Consider the following 21,161-nt stretch of genomic DNA (forward strand, 5'->3'; position numbering starts at 1 on the left):
TGGCACGCTGTCTACAATAAAGTGTCAGAAAACTGAAATCGCTTTATTCTTTTTTAAAAATAATAATGTTCATATACCAAAATAAAAAAATAAGCTGCATATTCGCAGCTTATTTGTGAATCGTATCTTTAATTGGTGCAAACGATTTGCGATGTTCTTCTAATACTCCATGCGCTTCAATCGCTTCTAAATGTTGTTTTGTGCCATATCCCATATGTTGTTCAAATCCATATGCAGGATACTTTTCTCCAAGCTCTTTCATCATACGATCTCTCGTTACTTTCGCAATAATGGATGCAGCTGAAATAGAAATACTTTTCGCATCACCTTTAATAATGGATGTTTGCGGAATTGGTGTAGGAAGTTTCATCGCATCAATTAATAAATGTTCTGGTGCACAAGATAAATTCGCAACAGCATCTAACATCGCTTGTTTCGTCGCTTGATAAATATTTATCTCATCAATAACTTGTGGTGATACAATTCCAACTCCAATTGCAATTGCTTGTGCTTTAATTTCATCATAAAAACGCTCTCGCTTCGCCTCACTCAGCTTTTTCGAGTCATTTAACCCTGGAATATAAAAATCTTCCGGAAGGACAACAGCTGCCGTCACGACAGGCCCAGCTAGCGGCCCACGCCCTACTTCATCTATACCTGCAATAAATGTGAGCCCTTTTTCACGTAATGCAATCTCATACTTGGACATTTCGAAAAACTTTTCTTTTTCTTTCTGCGCTAACTCTTTTTGTTTATGCCACTTCAAAATGAGCTTTTGTACCCCTTTTCGCTCATCTTTCATTAATATTTGAAAGCGGTCGTCCTCTTCACTCATAATTTTTTGCAGTAAATGTTCCGCTTCTTGAATAGTCACTTTTTGCATTCACGCACACTCCTTTTATATACAAAAAAGAAAAGACGTACAAACGCACGTCTTATACTTCTTCTACTTTTTCAACACCTTCTACTTGCTCCGCAAACTCTTCTGGTGTTTCAAACGTCATTTTCCCAAGTTTCCCACCACGAAGCTCACGAAGTATAAGCTCAGATGTTTTATCATAATCAATCATTCCGCCGCCCATTAAACAGCCTCTATTTTTTCCAATTGCATCGAATAACTCCACAATATCCTCTGGAATTTCATTTAAATTATATCGATCTTTCAAACGTTCTGGATAATGTTTTTCCATAAAACGTAAAGCGTAAACAGCAACATCTTGTAAATTTAAAATTGAATCTTTAATTGCGCCTGTTGTCGCTAAACGAAGACCCACTAATTGATCTTCAAATTTAGGCCATAAAATACCCGGTGTATCTAACAGTTCCATTTCCTTCCCAACTTTAATCCATTGTTGAGCTGTTGTTACACCAGGACGATCTCCTGTTTTAGCAATATTTTTCTTCGCCAACTTATTAATTAACGTAGATTTACCAACATTCGGTATACCTACAATTAATGCACGAATTGCTCTCGGTCTAATACCTTTTGCAACCATTTTATCAAATTTTTCTTTCACCAACACTTTACAAGCCGCTGCAATTTCCTTCATACCTTGTCCAGCTTGTGCGTTAATTGAAATTGCCATTTGGCCTTTTTCTTTAAAATATGCAATCCACTGCTTTGTTAAACGATCATCTGCCATATCCGCTTTATTTAAAACAACAAGCCTCGGCTTATGTGTAATAATCTCATCGATCATTGGATTTCGAGAAGATAAAGGTAATCGAGCATCTACAAGCTCAATTACAACATCAATTAACTTTAATTTTTCTGTTACTTGGCGTCTAGCCTTTGCCATATGTCCCGGGAACCATTGAATTACCATGTTGCCACCTTCTTTTTCTTTTATTTCACAATACGAGCATCTTTTAACGGCCAATATAGTATATTTGCTTTTCCAATCACTTGGTCCATTGCAATTGTACCAATCGAACGGCTATCTTTACTAAAACGACGATTATCGCCTAAAACAAATAATTGACCTTCTGGAACAGTTTTCTTCCCTGTCATTTCTTCAAGAGTAAAATCATATGTAAGCGGTCCGTCAGCAATTTGTTTTTTTTGCTTGTCTAAATACGGCTCCTCATAAGCCTTTCCATTAACATATAGTTTATCATTACGATACTCTATTTCATCGCCTGGCAGGCCGATAATGCGCTTAATATAATCTTTATCTTCCGTTGCTCGGAATACGATAATATCAAATCGTTTCGGATCTCCTATGTGATAACCAATTTTATTGACAATCATTCGATCGCGATCATGTAAAGTAGACGCCATCGATACTCCATCTACGAGAATTGGAGCAAAGAAAAACTGTCTAATAACACCCGCTAATACAACAGCAATCAAAATTGCTTTGATCCATTCCCAAAGTGAACTCTTTTCTTTTTTCATGCATTTCCCCTCCACGATTATGTAAGCTGCTCGTATTATATCAAAATTTTATATAGATTGGAAAAAGGGAGCTTGTGTATTTACAAGCTCCCATACATGTCTTATCGAATTTCTTTAATACGTGCTTTTTTACCGCGAAGGTTACGTAAGTAGTATAACTTAGCACGACGTACTTTACCACGACGAAGTACTTCAAGTTTCGCGATTCTTGGCGTGTGAACTGGGAATGTACGCTCAACACCTACACCGTAAGAAATCTTACGAACTGTGAATGTTTCACTGATTCCGCCACCACGACGTTTAATTACAACACCTTCGAAAAGCTGAATTCTTTCACGAGTTCCCTCAACTACTTTTACGTGTACACGTAAAGTGTCTCCAGGACGGAATGAAGGAAGGTCAGTTTTTAATTGGCCTTGAGTAATTTCTGCGATTAATTGTTGCATATTAAATTCTCTCCTTTAAACAGATGCTCTTATAAAGTCTTAATAAATTACAGCGGAACATCGTTAATACGGCCACTGATTTCAGCAGCACAAGTGTTATAATAGCATATTGCTAGGACTGTTGCAATAGAAAATATATCAAGCCCTTACTTGTCTTCTTTAATTTGTTCTAGCCATTTCGCTTCTTGCTTAGATAATTCTCGTTCTTCCAGTAAATCCGGTCTACGCGTGTACGTACGACGTAGTGATTCTTTGTGTCGCCATTCATCAATATTTTTATGATTTCCTGACATTAGTACATCCGGTACCTTCATACCACGAAAATCAGCTGGACGTGTATAATGAGGATGTTCTAATAAACCTGTACTAAACGAATCCTCGACTTGTGAAGCATGATTTCCTAGCACTCCCGGGAGGAGACGCACGACACTATCCGTAATAACCATAGAGGCTAACTCTCCGCCGGTTAATACGTAGTCACCGATAGAAATTTCATCCGTTACGAGATGCTCACGAATTCGTTCATCGTACCCTTCATAATGACCACACACAAAAATAACATGCTCTTCTTCAGCAAGTTCTTCTGCCTTCTTCTGCGTAAAACGCTCTCCTTGTGGACACATTAGGACAACTCTCGGTTTACGGTCTGTTTCCTTCGTTAACTCTTCCACTGCATCAAAGATAGGCTGGGGGGTTAATACCATCCCAGCGCCACCACCATACGGATAATCATCTACGCTATTATGCTTACTCGTTGTATAATCGCGGAAATTGACAACACGAAGCTCTACCGCTTCTTTTTCTTGCGCTTTCTTTAAAATTGAAGATCCAAACACACCCGTAAACATATCTGGAAACAATGTTAAAATGTCAATTTTCATTATAATAGCCCTTCCATTACATGAATGGTTACTAATTTATTCTCAATGTTAACTTGAAGTACAACATCATCAATATAAGGAATTAATAGATCTTGACCTTTTGGACGTTTAATTACCCAAACATCATTTGCACCAGGAGATAAAATTTCTTTTATTGTTCCTAACGCTTCTCCTTCTTCCGTTACAACACTGCAACCAATAATTTCATGGTAGTAGTATTCGCCTTCAGCTAGTTCACCTAACTGCTCTTCTGGTACTTTTATTAAAGAACCTTTAAACTTCTCTGCTTCATCTACATTGTTGTATCCTTCAAATGTTAATAGATCAAATGTCTTATGTTGACGATGAGAAGTTACTTTCACTGGAAGGTAGTCTGTACTTTTCTCATTACTTATGTATAACGTGTTTCCTACTTTATATCGCTCTTCTGGAAAATCAGTACGAGAAATAACACGTATTTCTCCTCTTACGCCATGAGTATTTACAATTTTCCCTACGTTAAACCATTTTGTCATAAATAGTATGTCACCCCTGGTTTCTATATAAATTAAGCATCTCCATTTCACATATGGAACATGCAACTTCTCTTTAAATGTTAAAAAAGGGAGAGGAAATAACTCCTCGCCCTTTTTACGTTTATTGAATTTCCAGTGTTACTTTTTCATCATTATGATGTCCCACTGAATACAAGAGCATTCGAATTGCTTTCGCAACTTTCCCTTGCTTTCCAATGACTTTTCCAACATCCTCAGGATGTACAGTTAATCGATACTTTATCTCTCCGTTGTAAAGTTCCTGTGTAACTTTTACATCTTCAGGATGATCGACAAGAGGCTTGACAATCGTCTCGACTAACTTCTTCATAGTCATTGCCTCAATTACTTACCTTGTTTAGATAAGTGGAATTTCTCCATGATACCTTGGTTAGAGAATAAGTTACGAACTGTATCAGATGGTTTAGCACCATTTCCTAACCATTTTAATGCTGCTTCTTCGTTGATCTTAACTTCAGCTGGTTGAGCAACCGGATTGTAAGTACCGATTTCCTCAATGAAACGTCCGTCACGAGGAGAACGAGAATCTGCAACAACTACACGATAGAAAGGAGTTTTTTTAGCTCCCATACGTTTTAAACGAATTTTAACTGCCATTTATAAAGCACCTCCGAATTTATTTCACACAGATAATTATATTAGCAAAAAGACTATTGCTTTGTAAAGTATTTTTTCTTAACAGAGCCATCTTTTTTCCTTACATGAATGGAAACTTCAATCCACCTAGTCCTTTTTTCTTACCTTTTTGCATTCCCGTCATCGTTTTCATCATCTTTTTCATATCATCAAATTGCTTGATTAAACGATTGATTTCTTGTACCGTTGTACCGCTACCTTTGGCAATGCGCTTTTTGCGACTAGCATTGATTATTTCCGGTTGTTCTCGCTCTAATTTAGTCATAGAACGAATAATTGCCTCAATATGCCCAATTTGTTTTTCATCAACTTGCGCATTTTTCAGCCCTTTAATTTTATTTGCACCAGGAAGCATTCCTAACAATTCATCAAGCGGTCCAAGTTGACGCACTTGTCCAAGTTGTTCTAGGAAATCGTCAAGCGTAAACGAAAGCGTACGCATTTTTTGCTCAAGTTCTTTTGCTTTCTCTTCATCAACTGTAGCTTGCGCTTTTTCAATTAATGTTAAGACGTCTCCCATCCCTAAAATACGGGATGCCATACGCTCTGGATGGAACGCTTCAATCGCATCTAGTTTTTCACCCATACCAGCAAATTTAATCGGTGTATTTGTTACCGCCTTAATAGATAATGCCGCACCACCGCGCGTATCACCATCTAATTTCGTTAATACAACACCTGTTAAACCTAACTGTTCATGGAAACTTTGTGCAACATTTACCGCGTCTTGTCCCGTCATCGCATCGACAACAAGGAAAATTTCATCCGGTTTCGCAACTTCTTTCACTTTCGCTAATTCATCCATTAGTTCTTCATCAATATGCAGGCGACCTGCTGTATCAATTAAAACATAATCGTGATGATCTTCTTTTGCTTTTGCAATCGCTTGTTTCGCAATTTCAACAGGACTTACTTGATCTCCTAAAGAGAATACAGGCATGTCCAATTGCTTCCCTAATGTTTCAAGCTGTTTAATCGCTGCTGGACGGTAAATATCCGCTGCAACAAGCATTGGTTTACGATTATGCTTTTTACGAAGCAAATTCGCAAGCTTACCTGTCGTCGTTGTTTTACCCGCACCTTGCAGACCAACCATCATTATAACAGTCGGTGGCCTATTAGCAACAGCAATTTTGCTTTGCTCTCCGCCCATAAGTTCTGTAAGTTCTTCCTGTACGACTTTAATTACTTGTTGTCCAGGTGTCAAACTTGTCATTACATCTTGTCCGACAGCACGTTCAGACACACGCTTTACAAAATCTTTTACTACTTTAAAGTTAACGTCCGCTTCTAAAAGAGCTAGACGAACTTCTCTCATCATTTCTTTCACATCGGCTTCAGAAACTTTTCCTTTGCCGCGGATTTTTTGCATTGTCTGTTGAAGTCGGTCGGCTAATCCTTCAAATGCCATATTGCCGCCCTCCTAATCTAATTTTTCGATAGCTTCAACAACTTGTTTCATTTCTTCATTCACATGCTCTTCTTCGCTGATTAGCTGTTTTAGCTTTGCAACAAGTCGCTGTCGCTCTTGAAACTTTTGAAGTAATACTAATTTATCTTCATATTCTTCAAGCATCGCTTCAGTCCGTTTAATGTTATCATACACGGCTTGGCGACTTACATCAAATTCTTCCGCAATTTCACCAAGAGATAAATCATCTAGATAATAAAGCGACATATAACTTCTTTGTTTTTGCGTTAACAACGATTGATAAAAATCAAATAAATAGTTCATTCTCGTTGTTTTCTCGAGCATGTTGGATCATCCTTTGTTAAGTGATTTCCCTTTACATGAATTAGTTTACATGGAGTACAAAAGAGTGTCAAGTTTTTTTCTTAACATCACATATTTTTATAGAAAAAGAAGCGGAAAATACCGCTTCTTTCACTTACACTTCTTCTGTTTCTACTAAGTTCGCAAATAAACCATACACATATTGTTCTGGATCAAACTGCTGCAAGTCATCCATTTGCTCTCCTAATCCAACGAATTTCACCGGTACATCCATTTCGTTACGAATCGCTAATACAATACCACCTTTAGCAGTTCCATCTAACTTCGTTAAAACAATACCAGTAACATTCGTTGCTTCACGGAATGTCTTCGCTTGACTTAAACCGTTTTGTCCTGTTGTTGCATCAATAACAAGTAATACTTCGTGAGGAGCCCCCGGTACTTCACGCTCAATTACACGCTTCACTTTCTCTAACTCTTTCATTAAGTTTACTTTATTTTGTAAGCGTCCTGCTGTGTCACATAGTAATACGTCTACTTTACGTGCTTTCGCGGCTTGTACAGCGTCATACATAACCGCCGCTGGATCAGATCCTGACCCTTGTTTAATCACTTCTACACCAACGCGATCGCCCCATACTTCTAATTGTTCAATCGCTCCTGCGCGGAATGTATCTCCTGCCGCCAATAGGACAGACTTACCTTCTGATTTGAATTTATGTGCTAGTTTACCAATCGTCGTCGTTTTCCCTACGCCGTTAACACCGACAAATAAAACAACTGTTAATTGATCCTCTTGCATATTAATTTCGTTACTAAACTCACTGTCGCCTTTGTAAATTCCTACTAACTTTTCTGAAATAACAGCTTGTACTTCTTTTGGATCTTGGATGTTACGACGTTGCACTTCTTCTTTCAATTGATCAATTAATTCCATTACCGTCGAAACTCCGACATCTGCACCAATTAAAATTTCTTCTAATTCCTCAAAGAAATCTTCATCTACTTTACGATAACGATAAACTAAATCATTTACTTTATCTGCAAACGAATTTCTCGTTTTTTCTAATCCATGTTTAAATTTCTCTGTTACCGTATCTGTTTGTTTTGAAATTTTTTCTTTTAATTTTTTAAAAAAACTCATACTGTCCCATCCTTCCTAATTACTTGCAACTAGTTCTTCTCCATCATCCAAACGAACCGAAACAAGTTTAGATACCCCTGACTCTTGCATTGTTACACCGTACAATACGTCAGACTCTTCCATTGTACCTTTTCTATGTGTAATAACAATAAACTGTGTCTCATCACTAAATCTCTTTAAATACTGCGCAAAACGGGCAACATTCGCCTCATCAAGAGCCGCCTCTACCTCATCTAATACACAGAATGGGACTGGGCGCACTTTTAAAATACCGAATAACAGCGCAATTGCTGTTAAAGCACGCTCCCCACCAGAAAGTAAACCTAAGTTTTGCAGTTTCTTCCCTGGCGGTTGCGCTACAATATCAATACCAGTATTTAATAAGTCCTCTGGATTCGTCATGACTAAATCCGCTCTACCGCCTCCAAATAATTCAGAGAATACCGATTGAAACTCCATTCGAATTCCTTCAAACGTAGTAGAAAAACGTTTTTTCATTTCTTCATCCATTTCGGTAATAAGTTGGTGCAATGTCGCTTTCGCTTCTTCTAGGTCATCTTTTTGCTCTAGTAAGAATATATGACGCTCTGCTACACGCTCATACTCTTCAATTGCCCCTAAGTTCACTGTGCCTAGCTCTTCGATGGATAATTTAATTAGTTTCACCTTTTTACGTGCATCCTCTGCAGGCATCATCATTGTATACTTCAGTTTTGCTGCTTCAAATGAAATTGTATATGTTTCACGTAAATGTTGTAATCTATTTTCTAACTCTACATCAAGTCGATTTATTTTTACTTCTTGATTTTTCAGCATCTCAAGAATGTATTTATGTTTACCTGTTGTTTCTTTCAGATTACGTTCTAAATGTTCTACTCTCTCTTGTAACGATACGCGTTGTTCACGACGAGAGCGAATTAACTCTGAAGTTTGATTACGATCATATGCTTTCTTCTCAATCATATTCGTAATCTGTTCTTCACCACTTGAATTAGATGTCATTTCTTGTTTTAAGAATGCTAAATCCTCTTTCGTTTTGACAAGCGTTGCATCCGTTTCTTCTTTTTCCTTCGTCAATCGTTCAACTTTTTCTTTTTGATTAGATAAGCGTTGTTGCTTTTCAGCCGCCAACACTTTTAACTCAGTCATTTCTTTTTGCACTTTTTCCTTTGAAGAATGCTGCTCACTTTTTTGTTTTGTTAAAGCGACAATTTTGCTATCTAATTCCGTAATCTCCGCTTGAAGCGTTGCTAAAATCTTTTCTAGCTCTTCTTTACGTCCCTGTATTTTCACTTGATCTTGTAAGAATCCTTCAATCTCTAAATCGTAAATAGATAAACGATCATTAATACGATGTTCTTCTAATTCTAAGCGACTAATTTCTTCTCTTAATTTCTGTTCATCTACACGCTCTGCTTCTACACTTTGCCTTAGTTCCCGTATTTTCACTTCTTTTTCTTGAATCTCTTGCTTTACTGCTTTAACAAAGTTTTCTAACTTTGTCGTTTTTTCTTCCATATCAGTTAACTTGTTCGTCCACTCTTCTAGCTCACGTTGACGTCCTAATAAAGAAGATTTCGCCTGTTTTACCGCTCCACCAGTCATAGAACCACCAGGGTTCACTACATCACCTTCGATTGTTACAATGCGATAACGGTATTGCAGTTGTTTCGCCAACTCATTCGCCCCACGTAAATCTTTCGCAACAATAACAGTACCTAATAAATTTGAAACTACATTTTCATATTTATTGTTATATTGCACAAGTTCTGCCGCCACACCTACAAACGATGGGTGTTGATTTACAATACGTAATTGTTCAAATGATAACGATCTACTTTTAATAACAGCTTGTGGTAAAAACGTTGCTCGTCCATGTTTATTTTGTTTTAAAAACGTAATTGCATTACGAGCATGTTCTTCTTTTTGTACGACAATATGCTGCATCGCTGCACCTAGAGCAATTTCCATTGCAATTTCATATTCTTTCGGTACCGTTAGCAGTTCTGCAACAGCACCCTCGATACCTTGCAACCTATCTTCTCTAGCTTTTAATACTTCACGTACCCCTTGATAGAAACCAGAGTAATCCTCTTGCATCTCTTCTAGCATTTCTTTTCGAGAACGTGCCTGTTGTACAAATTGATACGCTTGATACAGTTTTGTTTCATTTTCACTATACTGCGTCTTGCATTTCCCAAGTGCCGCTTCTGTCTTTTGTATATTCGAAAGGATACCAGCTACTTTTTCTTTCACTTGTTCATAACTTTCCACAAGTTTCGTCTTTTTCGCTGTAATTTCCATGCGTATTTCTACATATTTCGCATTTTCTTCATCGAGGCGTTCATTTTTTGAGTTTTGTTGTTTAGATTGTTCTTCAATCATAGATAACTCATTACGATGACTAGCTTGTTGATTTAAAAGTTCAATATAGTCACCTTTTAAATTCTCAATTTGTTCCTCTAAATTGTCAGCAAAAGTTGCAAGCAGTAGCTCATTATCATGCAATTTCGTCTCCAACTCTTTTACTTGATTTACAAATTGCATCAACACTTCTGTACTGGATTCAATTTCACCATCATAACTTGTAGCCTTCTCTGTTAATTCAACAATTAACTGTTCGAGTTGTGCACAATGCGTCGTTGCATTTTGTTTTCTCTCTTTTAATAACTCACGCTGTCCTTCTAACTTTTCTAGCTCTTTACTAGAAAGAAGCAGCACTTCTTGTAAGGAATCTACAGACTCATCTACTGCTTGTAATTGTCCTCGTAATTCCTCAAGCTCTTCTTCACCTTTTTGTAAATGCGTTGACATTTTAGCTTCTTCGTTTTTATTATGCCCAAACTGATTTCGAAGCGCTTCCCATTTCTCATGTAATTCTTCAATTTCATGTACAATAAGCGCCGCTTCTACTTTCTCTAATTCTTCTTTTTTCTCGAGATAATCTTTCGCAATAGAAGCTTGTCTTTCTAAAGGTTCTACTTGACTACTTAATTCGTGAATGATATCTTGTACACGATTTAAGTTTTCTTGTGTGTCTGCTAATTTCACTTCAGCTTTCTTTTTACGAAGTTTGTATTTCAGCACTCCCGCAGCTTCTTCAAATACACCACGACGTTCTTCTGATTTACTACTTAAAATCTCTTCAACTTTCCCCTGGCTAATAATCGAAAAAGCTTCTCTTCCCATACCAGAGTCCATAAATAAATCGATAATATCTTTCAATCTACATGATTGTTTATTAATATAAAAATCACTATCACCAGAACGAGATACACGACGCGTTACACACACCTCATTATATTCAATCGGTAAACGTTGATCTTCATTATTTAAAGTTATTGTTACTTCAGCAACATTAACTGCTCTTCTCGTATCACTGCCTGCAAAAATAATATCCTCCATCTTTGCACCACGTAATGATTTTGCAGATTGTTCACCAAGTACCCAGCGAATCGCATCAGTAATATTACTTTTCCCACTTCCATTAGGTCCTACTACGGAAGTTACACCTGGGACAAAATCAACAGATACACGCTCAGCAAAAGACTTAAACCCTGCTATTTCTAATCTTTTTAAAAACACGAAAGGCCTTCCTCCTATTCTCCGTTGTTATAACTGTTGTCTATACAAAAACAAGCTATTATACGGATTTCCCTTCCCTTTATTCACAAACAAAAAGAAAGTTTCATTCTATGCATAAGGAATCCCCCTCATTCAAAGGGGGATTCCTTATAGTTGTTCTTTTAATTTTTTCAATGCTTCTGCAGCAGCTTGTTGCTCTGCTTCTTTTTTCGACTTGCCACTACCAAGACCTAAAGCCACGTTATTTAACGTAACACGTGACACAAATTCTCGATTGTGGGCCGGTCCTTTTTCCTGCAAAATTTGATACTCAATATTCCCACTACCATCACGCTGAATCAACTCTTGTAATTGACTCTTATAATCCATCACATGAGAAAAAGCACCTTCATTAATTTTAGGGTATACAATTTCTTTTAAGAAGCCCCATACTGTTTCTAACCCTTGATCAAGATAAAGGGCACCAATAAACGCTTCAAAGACATCCGCTAATAAAGCTGGTCGTTCACGTCCACCTGTCATTTCCTCACCTTTTCCTAATAAAACAAGGCTACCAAATGACAACTCGTTTGCAAAACGAACAAGAGATGGTTCACATACAATAGCTGCACGTAGTTTCGTTAACTCTCCTTCGCTCATTGTCGGATATTTTTGAAACAGATACTGTGACACAGTAAGTTCCAATACTGCATCTCCAAGGAATTCGAGACGCTCATTGTCTTCATGCGGTTTTTTTCGATGCTCATTCACATACGATGAATGCGTAAATGCTTGAATCAATAATTTTTCATCTGAAAACGTAATACCTATCTCTTCTTGAAATACTTTAAACGCTTCACGATATTTTGTTTCGTATTTTTTTTCTCTATGTTTTCGGTACGGCATAAGTCCCTCCAGATATAAGCCGAGAAGCCCCGCTAAAAAAACGGGACTTCACTTAAGCATTATAGATGACTCTCTATGTAAGTCACAGCATCGCCAACAGTAGCAATCTTTTCAGCATCTTCATCAGAAATTTCCATTTCGAATTCATCTTCCAATTGCATTACAAGTTCTACTACATCTAGGGAGTCTGCGCCTAAATCTTCTTTAAAGCTCGCAGCTGGTACTACTTCAGTTTCTTCTACACCTAAACGATCAACGATGATTTTTGTTACACGCTCTAAAACATCTGCCATTCCATTCACCTCCCCTCAAATATTATATTAAATATTGGCCAAAAAAACTAGTTGAAATCAATTCTTTTATTACATTACCATTCCGCCATCAACATTTAACGTTTGCCCTGTAATATATTTGCTTTGATCAGAAGCAAAAAACGTTACAGTATTTGCGATATCTTGCGCTTCACCAAACTGAGCTGCAGGAATTAACTTTAACATTTCGGCTTTTATATTTTCATCTAATATATCCGTCATATCAGTCGCAATAAAACCTGGAGCAATTGCATTTACAGTAATATTACGGCTCGCTAATTCTTTTGCTGATGTTTTTGTTAATCCAATTACACCCGCTTTAGCAGCAACATAGTTTGCTTGTCCTGGATTACCTGTCACTCCAACAACAGAAGCGATATTAATAATACGTCCATGACGCTGGCGCATCATGTATCGAGATACTGCCTTCGTACATAAGAATACACCTTTTAGGTTTGTATTAATAACTGTATCCCATTCTTCTTCTTTCATACGCATTAATAAATTATCTTTTGTTACACCTGCATTATTTACAAGAATATCAACTTGTCCAAATGTATCTACAGTTTGTTTCACCATATTTGTAACGTCTTCAGCATTTGCAACATCTGCTCTTACTGCAATTGCATCCGAACCTAATTTCTTTATTTCATCAACTACTTCATTCGCCTTTTGCTCATTACCAGCATAATTTACTACAACATTTGCCCCTTGTTTCGCTAAATCAATCGCAATCGCACGACCAATTCCACGTGAAGCGCCAGTTACTAATGCTACTTTCCCTTTTAACATCAGTTTTCTCCTCTCAAATTTGAAATGGTATCTTTTAATGTCTCTTCATCGTATATCGCATATGCTTTCACTGATGAATCAATTGACTTCATAAGCCCAGCAAGTACTTTCCCAGGTCCAATCTCAATAAATGTATCTACCCCTTGATTCACCATGTTTTCAATGGACGGGTACCATAAGACAGGCGAATAGAGCTGTTCAATTAGCTTTTCTTGAATAAGTGCACCACTTGTAATAACGTCTGCTGTTACATTTGCGATAACAGGAATATTCGTATCTTGAATTGTAATTTCTTTTAAGACACTTTGGAACTTCTCCGCTGCTGGCTTCATAAGCGAAGAGTGGAACGGTCCACTTACCTTAAGCGGAATTGCTCTCTTTGCACCATTTTCTTTCGCTCTTTGAGAAGCAATCTCAACTCCTTGCTTTGTTCCAGAAATCACAATTTGCTTCGTACTATTCATATTAGCGATTTGCACTGCATATCCTTCACTTGTTACTTCTTCTGTAACTTGTTTCAGCATATGTGGATCAGCACCTAAAATAGCCGCCATTGCACCTTCTCCACTAGGAACAGCTTCTTCCATATATTCCCCACGTTTTCTTACAGCATATACAGCGTCTTCAAAAGTTATTGCACCCGCTGCTACAAGAGCGCTATATTCACCTAAACTATGCCCTGCAACAAAGTCTGGTGTAATATAATACTCTTTCAAAGCTGTCAAAATAGCAAAACTCGTTGTTAATAAGGCCGGCTGCGCATTTGTCGTTAACGTAAGCTTTTCCTGCGGCCCTTCAAAAATCACTTCTGAAAGTGAATCTTGCAACACCTCATCTGCTTTCGCAAACACATTTGCAACCTCTTTATTATTCTCCGCTAACTGTTTACCCATTCCAACTGCCTGTGAACCTTGGCCCGGAAAAAGAAATGCTAGTTTTCCCATTTCAAATCCTCCTCTTATTGGAGTGGCTCTTTCTCCATTACGCTTGAAATAGTAGGAATAACTTCTTTCGCTACCATTTCTCTCGTTTGACGAATCGCACTAAATATTGATTGGTCATTGGAAGAACCGTGAGCCTTAATGACTGGAGCTTTCAATCCAAATAATGCCGCTCCTCCATACTCCGAATAATCCATTTTATCTTTTAATACCATAAGTTTTGGCTTTAATACCGCTGCTGCTAATTTGCTCGTAAACGAACTCATTAACTGCTCTTTTAACATAGAAAATAACGCAAGTGCTGTTCCTTCTAATGATTTTAGCGCTACATTCCCTGTAAAACCATCACATACAACAACATCTGCTACACCTTGCAATAAATCTCTTGATTCAACGTTCCCAACGAAATTAATTGGGGCATCCTTAAGCATTGCAAAGACTTGTTTTGAAAGCTCGTTCCCTTTGCCATCCTCTGTTCCAACGTTCAAAAGTCCAACGCGAGGATTTTTAATTCCTCTTACTTTCTCAGCGTATACAGATCCCATTACTGCATATTGATATAAATGAATTGGTTTTGCATCAACGTTCGCTCCAACATCTAACATAACAAAACCTTCTCCATCAACCGTCGGCATTGTAGGGGATAAAGCTGGTCGCTCAATTCCTTCCATACGACCTACAACGAACAATCCAGCCGCCATTAAAGCTCCTGTACTACCAGCTGATATACAAGCATCCGCTACGCCGTCTTTCACTTGCTGCGCTGCTAGTACCATTGAGGCTTGTTTTTTTCGACGAACGGCTCTTACTGGTTCATCTGTCGATTCTATTTTTTCATCTGTATGAAGTATAGTAATTCGTTCTTCACTCGTTAAGTATTGACGAATTTCCTCTTCTTTCCCTACTAACGTAATATGTAAATCAGAATATTCCTTAATAGCTTTCATTGCTCCTAATACGACAGCCTTTGGAGCATGATCGCCGCCCATTGCATCTATTGCGATTTTCATAAGTTGTTACCTTCCTCACTATAATTACTAGATCGATACATTTCAAAAGTGCCTGTAAAAACAAGTTCTTCTCCAACAAAGCTACGCACTTTGACAACGGTCCGTCCTTTATCATTCTCTACATCTTCAACGCGCGCTTTTGCAACAACACGCTCTCCTAATTTTACAGGACGAATGTATCGAATGGTAGACTTTGCAGTTAAAGCTAATTCTTCATCAATAACCGCAACAGCTAGTGAGTTTGCTTGTGCAAACAAATGATGCCCACGGGCAATCTGATTTCTTTTAAATACGTGTTCTACCTTCACTTCAAAGATAGAAATCGCATGTCTATCTAATTCTATATCGATAATTTCTCCGACAACCTCTTCTAACGGTAAAGATTTCACATCTTCTTCATGTTGCTTTGTAGCTACATGTTTAATTCTTTCTCTTAATTCAGGAATAGATAATTCCATACGGTCAAGACGTACGGTTTGTATACTCACTTGAAATTTTTCTGCTAAATCTTCATCCGTAATAAAAGGATTCGTTTCTATTGTTTGTTGTAATAATTGTTGTCTTTCTTTTTTACTTCTTCTTTTTTTCATACCGCACCATCCATTTTTATGACTAGGTACTAACAGTAGTATATAATCATTAAAAGTAGAATGCAACAAAAACTTTCGTTGCCTCCCTTTAATCGAGCTTCTCTCCTTGGAACACACCTGTCCCGTCAAGATAAGTACGCAGCGAAGCATACTGATCATTATGCCAAAACGCTTCTGATTCTACTAGTAACGCCGCATCTTGTCTAGCTGTTTCTAACGCTCGATAATCATGTACCATATCAGCAACCTTGAATTCTGGTAAACCACTTTGCTTACTTCCAAAGAAATCTCCAGGACCTCTTAACTCTAAATCTTTTTCTGACAATACAAATCCATCATTCGTTTCGGTCATAATACGCATTCGCTCTTTTCCCGTTTCCGATTTTGGATCCGCGATTAATAAACAATATGATTGTTCACTACCACGCCCAACACGTCCCCTGAGCTGATGGAGCTGCGATAAACCGAAACGCTCTGCATCATAAATAACCATTACAGTCGCATTCGGTACGTTCACACCTACTTCAACAACTGTTGTCGACACAAGAATTTGCACTTTATTTTCACTAAATTGTCCCATTATCTCTTCTTTTTCTTGAGATGAGAGTCTGCCATGCATTAATCCGACTTGACATTTCCCTTGATAATGATGAGTCAGCATACTATGTAAGTCAATCGCATTTTGTACATCAAGTTTCTCAGATTCTTCAATAAGGGGACAAATAACATATGCTTGTCTTCCTTTTTTTATCTCCTTCTCCACAAAACCGAGAACTCGATCTAACATATCATGTTTTGCCCAGTATGTTTCAATTACCTTTCTACCAGCTGGCATCTCATCGATTATAGAAACATCCATCTCTCCAAATGCAGTAATTGCTAACGTACGCGGAATTGGCGTCGCCGTCATAAATAAAACATCCGGACTTTCACCTTTCTCCCTTAAAACTCGTCGCTGCGCTACACCAAATCGATGTTGTTCATCAGTAATAACGAGACCTAACCTATGAAAGATAACTTCATCTTGAATTAAAGCATGTGTTCCAACAAGGATATCTATTTCTCCTTGTTCTAATTTTGCCAAAATCTCTCGACGCCTTACACCTTTAACAGAACTGGTTAACAATTCAACATTCATACCAAAGTGCGAGAACGTCTCTGCAAGCGATTGATAATGTTGCTCTGCTAAAATTTCTGTAGGAACCATTAAAGCACCTTGATAATGTGCTAACTTCGCTGCATAAAGGCCAATCGCTGCAACGACTGTTTTCCCAGAACCTACATCACCTTGCAACAGACGATTCATCCGATAAGGAGATGTCATATCTTTCATAATTTCATCTACTACCCGACGCTGTGCACCAGTTAATGGAAACGGAAGTGCATCAATAAACTCTTGCAATTCTGCTGAAGGAATTTCTTTTTTCGTCCCTTTCGAATTTTCCCTCTCCATTTTCCGTAATGTTTGCATTTTTAGCTGAAATAAGAAAAACTCCTCATATACAAAACGGCGACGTGCTTGTTTTAAATCTTCCTGTCCTGCTGGAAAATGCAACGACCGAAGCGCTTCATAACGCGGCAATAATTTATATCGACTTAGCAATCCATCAGGTAACACTTCAACTATAGATTCTCCATACTCCTTGAACGCTTGGGCAATAAAACGGCGCATCTGTTTTACTGTAAGTTTCCCTTTCACTGAGTATACAGGCTCTACTTCTTGTTGACGTACAACTGGTCCAAAATGAAGCTCTGATACCGCAATCGTTTGACGGTGCTGATCCCATTTACCAGTAATCGTTACCGTTTCATTTAAATTTAACTTCTGCTTATAGTACGGCCTATTAAAGCATACAGCTGTAATTAAATAACGACCGACGAGGACACGAACCGTAAGACGCGACTTCTTCTTCCCATAATATTGCAGTAAAGGAGCACTATGAACCTTTCCCTCAACTGTTACACGTTCATCGTGCTTTACTTCAGCAAGATCTTTCATCGCATAATCTTCATAACGGTACGGAAAATGTTCTAATAGATGAGAAACTGTATAAATCCCCATCTCGTGTAGTAATTCAGATGTTTCTCCTCCGATTCCCTTTACATCCGTAACAGGAACTTGTACAACTTCATTCAAGATTCTCACGCTCCGTCACATTATTTTCTTTGATTCATTCATACTATTGACATCTGTAATCGCTCTCTTTCACCCTATATATTCTATCATAGGCATTCTTAGAGAAACTACTCAAATCCCTCATAAACAATACGAAAGAAAAGAGCCTCACTATTAGCAGCAAGGCTCTTTTTTATCTTCAATATGCTAGCCTTTTGAATAAAAACTAGTAATAAACTTCATATTACTACTTCTTATCCATTAGCAAGTAAGTAATCCATTTATTTTCAAAACGAATTTTTTCTTATTCTACAGAGAAGATGAACGAATACACCGGTTGGTTTCCAGCATGTACTTCTACTTCTGCATCTTCAAAATTCTCTTCTACAAATGCAACTAACTCAGCTACTTCTTCGTCGGTTGCATCTTCACCTTGTAGAATCGTTACAATTTCAGAATCTTCATCAATAAGTGCTTCTAGTAATTGCTTTGCAGCTCCTACTTTTGCAGCATTTGTTGATACAATTTTTCCATCTGCAATACACATGAAATCATCTTTTTGAATCGCTACACCATCAATTTCCGTATCACGTACAGCATACGTAATTTGACCGGTTTTCACATGAGATAAAGCTTCTTTCATGTTTTCTTCGTTCTCTTCTAACGTTCCAACTGGATTAAATGCTAACATTGCAGCCATACCTTGAGGAACTGTTTTTGAACGAATTACAATCACTTCTTGATCCACAACTGACGCTGCTTGTTCTGCTGCCATCACGATATTTCCGTTGTTCGGTAAAATAATGATTTTTTCAGCATTCGCTTCTTCAATCGCCTTCACAATATCCTCCGTACTTGGATTCATCGTTTGGCCACCTTCGATAACTTTCGTCGCGCCAATGCTCTCAAATAAAGTTTTGATACCAGATCCCATAGCAACAGTTACGATACCGTACGGTTGTTTCTCTTTAGACTGGCTAGTTGGCTCAGGCATCATAGTAGGCTCATCTAATAAAGCAGTATGCTGTTCACGCATATTTTCTACTTTAATCTTAATTAAACTACCATAGCGTTGTCCATAATTCATAGGATCTCCAGGATGTTCCGCATGAATATGAACCTTAACAACCTCATCATCTGATACAACAAGTAGTGAATCTCCGTACACACTAATATCTTCACGGAATTTTTGTTCAGAGAAATTATGTTCTTTCATTTTTTCAGGCTCTAATTTCACCATGAATTCCGTACAATATCCATACTTAATATCTTCTGTACTCAATTGGCTTTGTACACTACGGTGATGTTCTGCGCGTACCATGTCATTCATAGATGGTTGGGCAGACACATTAGAAGAAATCGTTTCTCCTTTTAAGTCAGCTAAAAATCCTTCGTATACAACAACAAGACCTTTACCACCGCTATCTACAACGCCAACTTGTTTTAATACAGGTAATAAATCCGGCGTACGATTTAACGATGCATTCGCTTCTTTCACAACGTCTTCCATAAACAAAACAAAGTCGCGCTGTTTTTTCGCAACTGTCACTGCATATTTACCCGTTTCTCTTGCAACCGTTAAAATCGTTCCTTCAATCGGTTTCATAACCGCTTTGTAAGCCGCTTCTACCCCAGCATCTAAAGCTGCAGCAAAATCAACTGTTGTTAATTCTTCTTTTTGTTCAATGGATTTAGAGAAACCACGGAACAACTGAGATAAAATAACTCCAGAGTTACCACGTGCTCCCATTAATAATCCTTTGGCTAAACTTACGCCGACTTTACCAGCATGCTGTGAAGGATTTGCTTTCACTTCACGTGCGCCTGAAGTCATTGATAAGTTCATGTTTGTACCGGTATCGCCATCTGGAACCGGAAATACGTTTAATGCATCAACAAGCTGAACATTATTTGTTAAATTATTCGCTCCTTGCATGATCATTTGTGATAAACGTTTCCCATCAATTTTTTGAATTGACACAGATTTTCCTCCTTAATGCACATTACAAGTTTATTACTTTAACTCCTTGTACGTAGATGTTTACAGAATCTACTGCTAGTCCTACAGTTTGATCTAATGTATATTTCACTTTCGTCTGCACGTTATGTGCTACTTCTGAAATTTTCGTACCATAGCTCACAATAATATACATATCAATATGTACTTCATCTTCATCTTTACGAACAATAACACCTCTAGTGAAGTTTTCTTTTCGTAAAATGTCTGTTAAACCATCTTTTAACTGATTTTTTGATGCCATACCTACGATACCGTAGCAATCTACTGCGGCACCTCCAGCAATTGTTGCAATTACATCTGTACTAATATCAATTTGACCATACTTCGTTTTAATTTCAATTGACATCTCGTTTCCCCCTTCATAAATGGTGAAAGTGAGCTAGACTACTTTAGTTACTATCATATAATCTTTTTAAAGAAAATTCCATCGTTCTTTCTTTTCACTCTCATATTTTATGTTTTAAATCACATTTTTTATGATGAGCAAAATAGTCCATTGTTATTATACAACATGTACCACTATAATATGTCAAGCAATTTTTCTTGATTTCAACTTTTCATCATCGACATATGGTGTCAAGTAATTTTTCTTGATTTCTTTTTTCTACGGTGTTGCATTCTCTTTTTAGTTGTGTTAAATTATAGTAGTGTTTTTAGCATCGCAAAAAAGACTAACATTGAAAAATTACGTATGGTAAGGTATCAAGGGAGGGAAATATAAATGGCTCGTGTTTGTGCTATCACTGGAAGAAAAGCTCGTTCTGGTAACTCTCGTTCTCACGCAATGAACGCTACAAAACGTAAATGGGGCGCTAACCTTCAAAAAGTTCGCGTACGCATCGACGGAAAAGTTCAACGTGTTTACGTTTCTGCTAGAGCATTAAAATCTGGCAAAATCGAACGTGTTTAATAATAAAAAAAAGAGCCGCTAGGCTCTTTTTTTACTATGACAATGGAAAAAGCACCGGTAATAGGTGCTTTTTTTAATCTTTTTTGAAGGTATTTAACATGGCACGAACAATTCCACCAAGAAATTTAGGTAACTTAATTGTATAAAATCTCATGGTTTCCCTCCTAATCCCCATTACTCCACTTGTTCACTATATGATGTAAGGAG

The 21,161-nt window shown here is 37.6% G+C and carries 23 protein-coding genes; 1 reads left to right on the top strand and 22 read right to left on the bottom strand.

The features are described 5' to 3' along the window. Positions 1–109 precede the first annotated feature (109 nt). From AC1DMU_RS00645 to AC1DMU_RS00745, 21 genes are all read right to left on the bottom strand, one after another. Entirely contained in the window at positions 110–883 is a 774-nt protein-coding gene (locus AC1DMU_RS00645; protein WP_088064287.1) for a ribonuclease HII, read from the bottom strand. 52 nt (positions 884–935) lie between these two features. Then, on the bottom strand, positions 936–1,826 hold the full coding sequence (gene ylqF, locus AC1DMU_RS00650) for a ribosome biogenesis GTPase YlqF (protein WP_048546006.1): 891 nt from the start codon (positions 1,824–1,826) through the stop codon (positions 936–938). Between the two features lie 20 nt (positions 1,827–1,846). Continuing rightward, positions 1,847–2,398, bottom strand: a complete 552-nt coding sequence (lepB, locus tag AC1DMU_RS00655; RefSeq protein ID WP_087981660.1) for a signal peptidase I — start codon at positions 2,396–2,398, stop codon at positions 1,847–1,849. Between the two features lie 101 nt (positions 2,399–2,499). Next, positions 2,500–2,844, bottom strand: coding sequence for a 50S ribosomal protein L19 (rplS, locus tag AC1DMU_RS00660; RefSeq protein ID WP_001186518.1), 345 nt, complete (start codon positions 2,842–2,844; stop codon positions 2,500–2,502). Positions 2,845–2,990: 146 nt separating this feature from the next. Beyond that, on the bottom strand, positions 2,991–3,725 hold the full coding sequence (gene trmD, locus AC1DMU_RS00665) for a tRNA (guanosine(37)-N1)-methyltransferase TrmD (protein WP_000686894.1): 735 nt from the start codon (positions 3,723–3,725) through the stop codon (positions 2,991–2,993). Continuing rightward, positions 3,725–4,240 carry a ribosome maturation factor RimM gene (rimM, locus tag AC1DMU_RS00670; protein WP_000170282.1) on the bottom strand — a complete coding sequence of 172 codons (516 nt, stop codon included), beginning with the start codon at positions 4,238–4,240 and terminating at the stop codon, positions 3,725–3,727. The genes trmD and rimM overlap by 1 nt, the downstream gene beginning before the upstream one ends. A 121-nt stretch (positions 4,241–4,361) precedes the next feature. Then, positions 4,362–4,589 (bottom strand): KH domain-containing protein, encoded by a 228-nt coding sequence (locus AC1DMU_RS00675; RefSeq protein ID WP_000737397.1) that lies wholly within the window; start codon positions 4,587–4,589, stop codon positions 4,362–4,364. Positions 4,590–4,603: 14 nt separating this feature from the next. Then, positions 4,604–4,876, bottom strand: a complete 273-nt coding sequence (gene rpsP, locus AC1DMU_RS00680; protein WP_000268750.1) for a 30S ribosomal protein S16 — start codon at positions 4,874–4,876, stop codon at positions 4,604–4,606. A 100-nt stretch (positions 4,877–4,976) separates the two neighbouring features. Then, complete coding sequence (gene ffh / locus AC1DMU_RS00685; RefSeq protein ID WP_000863466.1) at positions 4,977–6,326, bottom strand: signal recognition particle protein; 1,350 nt, start codon at positions 6,324–6,326, stop codon at positions 4,977–4,979. 12 nt (positions 6,327–6,338) lie between these two features. Next, on the bottom strand, positions 6,339–6,671 hold the full coding sequence (locus AC1DMU_RS00690; RefSeq protein ID WP_000891061.1) for a putative DNA-binding protein: 333 nt from the start codon (positions 6,669–6,671) through the stop codon (positions 6,339–6,341). A gap of 133 nt (positions 6,672–6,804) precedes the next feature. Next, positions 6,805–7,794 (bottom strand): signal recognition particle-docking protein FtsY, encoded by a 990-nt coding sequence (ftsY, locus tag AC1DMU_RS00695; protein ID WP_000007644.1) that lies wholly within the window; start codon positions 7,792–7,794, stop codon positions 6,805–6,807. Positions 7,795–7,809: 15 nt separating this feature from the next. Beyond that, on the bottom strand, positions 7,810–11,379 hold the full coding sequence (gene smc / locus AC1DMU_RS00700; protein WP_088064288.1) for a chromosome segregation protein SMC: 3,570 nt from the start codon (positions 11,377–11,379) through the stop codon (positions 7,810–7,812). Positions 11,380–11,526: 147 nt separating this feature from the next. Continuing rightward, positions 11,527–12,264: a ribonuclease III gene (gene rncS, locus AC1DMU_RS00705; protein ID WP_001146867.1), complete on the bottom strand. Its 738-nt coding sequence runs from the start codon at positions 12,262–12,264 to the stop codon at positions 11,527–11,529. Between the two features lie 59 nt (positions 12,265–12,323). Then, positions 12,324–12,557, bottom strand: coding sequence for an acyl carrier protein (gene acpP, locus AC1DMU_RS00710; RefSeq protein WP_000786062.1), 234 nt, complete (start codon positions 12,555–12,557; stop codon positions 12,324–12,326). Between the two features lie 69 nt (positions 12,558–12,626). Next, the gene (gene fabG / locus AC1DMU_RS00715) at positions 12,627–13,367 is read right to left on the bottom strand and encodes a 3-oxoacyl-[acyl-carrier-protein] reductase (RefSeq protein WP_000911777.1); all 741 of its coding nucleotides are present in this window, start codon (positions 13,365–13,367) and stop codon (positions 12,627–12,629) included. After that, positions 13,367–14,311, bottom strand: a complete 945-nt coding sequence (fabD, locus tag AC1DMU_RS00720; RefSeq protein WP_088064289.1) for an ACP S-malonyltransferase — start codon at positions 14,309–14,311, stop codon at positions 13,367–13,369. Before fabD ends, fabG begins: the two co-directional genes overlap by 1 nt. 14 nt (positions 14,312–14,325) lie before the next feature. Further along, on the bottom strand, positions 14,326–15,318 hold the full coding sequence (plsX, locus tag AC1DMU_RS00725; RefSeq protein WP_000684108.1) for a phosphate acyltransferase PlsX: 993 nt from the start codon (positions 15,316–15,318) through the stop codon (positions 14,326–14,328). Further along, positions 15,315–15,908 carry a transcription factor FapR gene (gene fapR / locus AC1DMU_RS00730; RefSeq protein ID WP_048546022.1) on the bottom strand — a complete coding sequence of 198 codons (594 nt, stop codon included), beginning with the start codon at positions 15,906–15,908 and terminating at the stop codon, positions 15,315–15,317. Before fapR ends, plsX begins: the two co-directional genes overlap by 4 nt. A gap of 88 nt (positions 15,909–15,996) precedes the next feature. Continuing rightward, positions 15,997–18,045 carry an ATP-dependent DNA helicase RecG gene (recG, locus tag AC1DMU_RS00735; RefSeq protein ID WP_088064290.1) on the bottom strand — a complete coding sequence of 683 codons (2,049 nt, stop codon included), beginning with the start codon at positions 18,043–18,045 and terminating at the stop codon, positions 15,997–15,999. Positions 18,046–18,328: 283 nt separating this feature from the next. Continuing rightward, complete coding sequence (locus AC1DMU_RS00740) at positions 18,329–20,005, bottom strand: DAK2 domain-containing protein (RefSeq protein ID WP_000027123.1); 1,677 nt, start codon at positions 20,003–20,005, stop codon at positions 18,329–18,331. 22 nt (positions 20,006–20,027) lie between these two features. After that, complete coding sequence (locus AC1DMU_RS00745; protein WP_000021109.1) at positions 20,028–20,390, bottom strand: Asp23/Gls24 family envelope stress response protein; 363 nt, start codon at positions 20,388–20,390, stop codon at positions 20,028–20,030. A 375-nt stretch (positions 20,391–20,765) separates the two neighbouring features. Here AC1DMU_RS00745 and rpmB point away from each other — a divergent pair, with 375 nt between their 5' ends. Beyond that, positions 20,766–20,954: a 50S ribosomal protein L28 gene (gene rpmB, locus AC1DMU_RS00750; RefSeq protein ID WP_000124776.1), complete on the top strand. Its 189-nt coding sequence runs from the start codon at positions 20,766–20,768 to the stop codon at positions 20,952–20,954. 73 nt (positions 20,955–21,027) lie between these two features. Here rpmB and spoVM read toward each other — a convergent pair whose 3' ends face one another. After that, a complete protein-coding gene (spoVM, locus tag AC1DMU_RS00755) occupies positions 21,028–21,108 on the bottom strand; it encodes a stage V sporulation protein SpoVM (RefSeq protein ID WP_001213599.1) in 81 nt (26 codons plus the stop codon). Positions 21,109–21,161 lie beyond the last annotated feature (53 nt).

The sequence above is a fragment of the Bacillus sp. 01N45 genome (assembly GCF_056399205.1).

Coding starts and splice junctions, on each gene's coding strand:
- plsX (WP_000684108.1), bottom strand. CDS start 15,318: ATGAAAATCGCAATAGATGCAATGGGCGGCGATCATGCTCCAAAGGCT.
- fabG (WP_000911777.1), bottom strand. CDS start 13,367: ATGTTAAAAGGGAAAGTAGCATTAGTAACTGGCGCTTCACGTGGAATT.
- trmD (WP_000686894.1), bottom strand. CDS start 3,725: ATGAAAATTGACATTTTAACATTGTTTCCAGATATGTTTACGGGTGTG.
- fapR (WP_048546022.1), bottom strand. CDS start 15,908: ATGAAAAAAAGAAGAAGTAAAAAAGAAAGACAACAATTATTACAACAA.
- rpsP (WP_000268750.1), bottom strand. CDS start 4,876: ATGGCAGTTAAAATTCGTTTAAAACGTATGGGAGCTAAAAAAACTCCT.
- fabD (WP_088064289.1), bottom strand. CDS start 14,311: ATGGGAAAACTAGCATTTCTTTTTCCGGGCCAAGGTTCACAGGCAGTT.
- rimM (WP_000170282.1), bottom strand. CDS start 4,240: ATGACAAAATGGTTTAACGTAGGGAAAATTGTAAATACTCATGGCGTA.
- ffh (WP_000863466.1), bottom strand. CDS start 6,326: ATGGCATTTGAAGGATTAGCCGACCGACTTCAACAGACAATGCAAAAA.
- rpmB (WP_000124776.1), top strand. CDS start 20,766: ATGGCTCGTGTTTGTGCTATCACTGGAAGAAAAGCTCGTTCTGGTAAC.
- ylqF (WP_048546006.1), bottom strand. CDS start 1,826: ATGGTAATTCAATGGTTCCCGGGACATATGGCAAAGGCTAGACGCCAA.
- spoVM (WP_001213599.1), bottom strand. CDS start 21,108: ATGAGATTTTATACAATTAAGTTACCTAAATTTCTTGGTGGAATTGTT.
- ftsY (WP_000007644.1), bottom strand. CDS start 7,794: ATGAGTTTTTTTAAAAAATTAAAAGAAAAAATTTCAAAACAAACAGAT.
- AC1DMU_RS00645 (WP_088064287.1), bottom strand. CDS start 883: ATGCAAAAAGTGACTATTCAAGAAGCGGAACATTTACTGCAAAAAATT.
- rncS (WP_001146867.1), bottom strand. CDS start 12,264: ATGCCGTACCGAAAACATAGAGAAAAAAAATACGAAACAAAATATCGT.
- rplS (WP_001186518.1), bottom strand. CDS start 2,844: ATGCAACAATTAATCGCAGAAATTACTCAAGGCCAATTAAAAACTGAC.
- AC1DMU_RS00675 (WP_000737397.1), bottom strand. CDS start 4,589: ATGAAGAAGTTAGTCGAGACGATTGTCAAGCCTCTTGTCGATCATCCT.
- lepB (WP_087981660.1), bottom strand. CDS start 2,398: ATGAAAAAAGAAAAGAGTTCACTTTGGGAATGGATCAAAGCAATTTTG.
- AC1DMU_RS00690 (WP_000891061.1), bottom strand. CDS start 6,671: ATGCTCGAGAAAACAACGAGAATGAACTATTTATTTGATTTTTATCAA.
- AC1DMU_RS00745 (WP_000021109.1), bottom strand. CDS start 20,390: ATGTCAATTGAAATTAAAACGAAGTATGGTCAAATTGATATTAGTACA.
- acpP (WP_000786062.1), bottom strand. CDS start 12,557: ATGGCAGATGTTTTAGAGCGTGTAACAAAAATCATCGTTGATCGTTTA.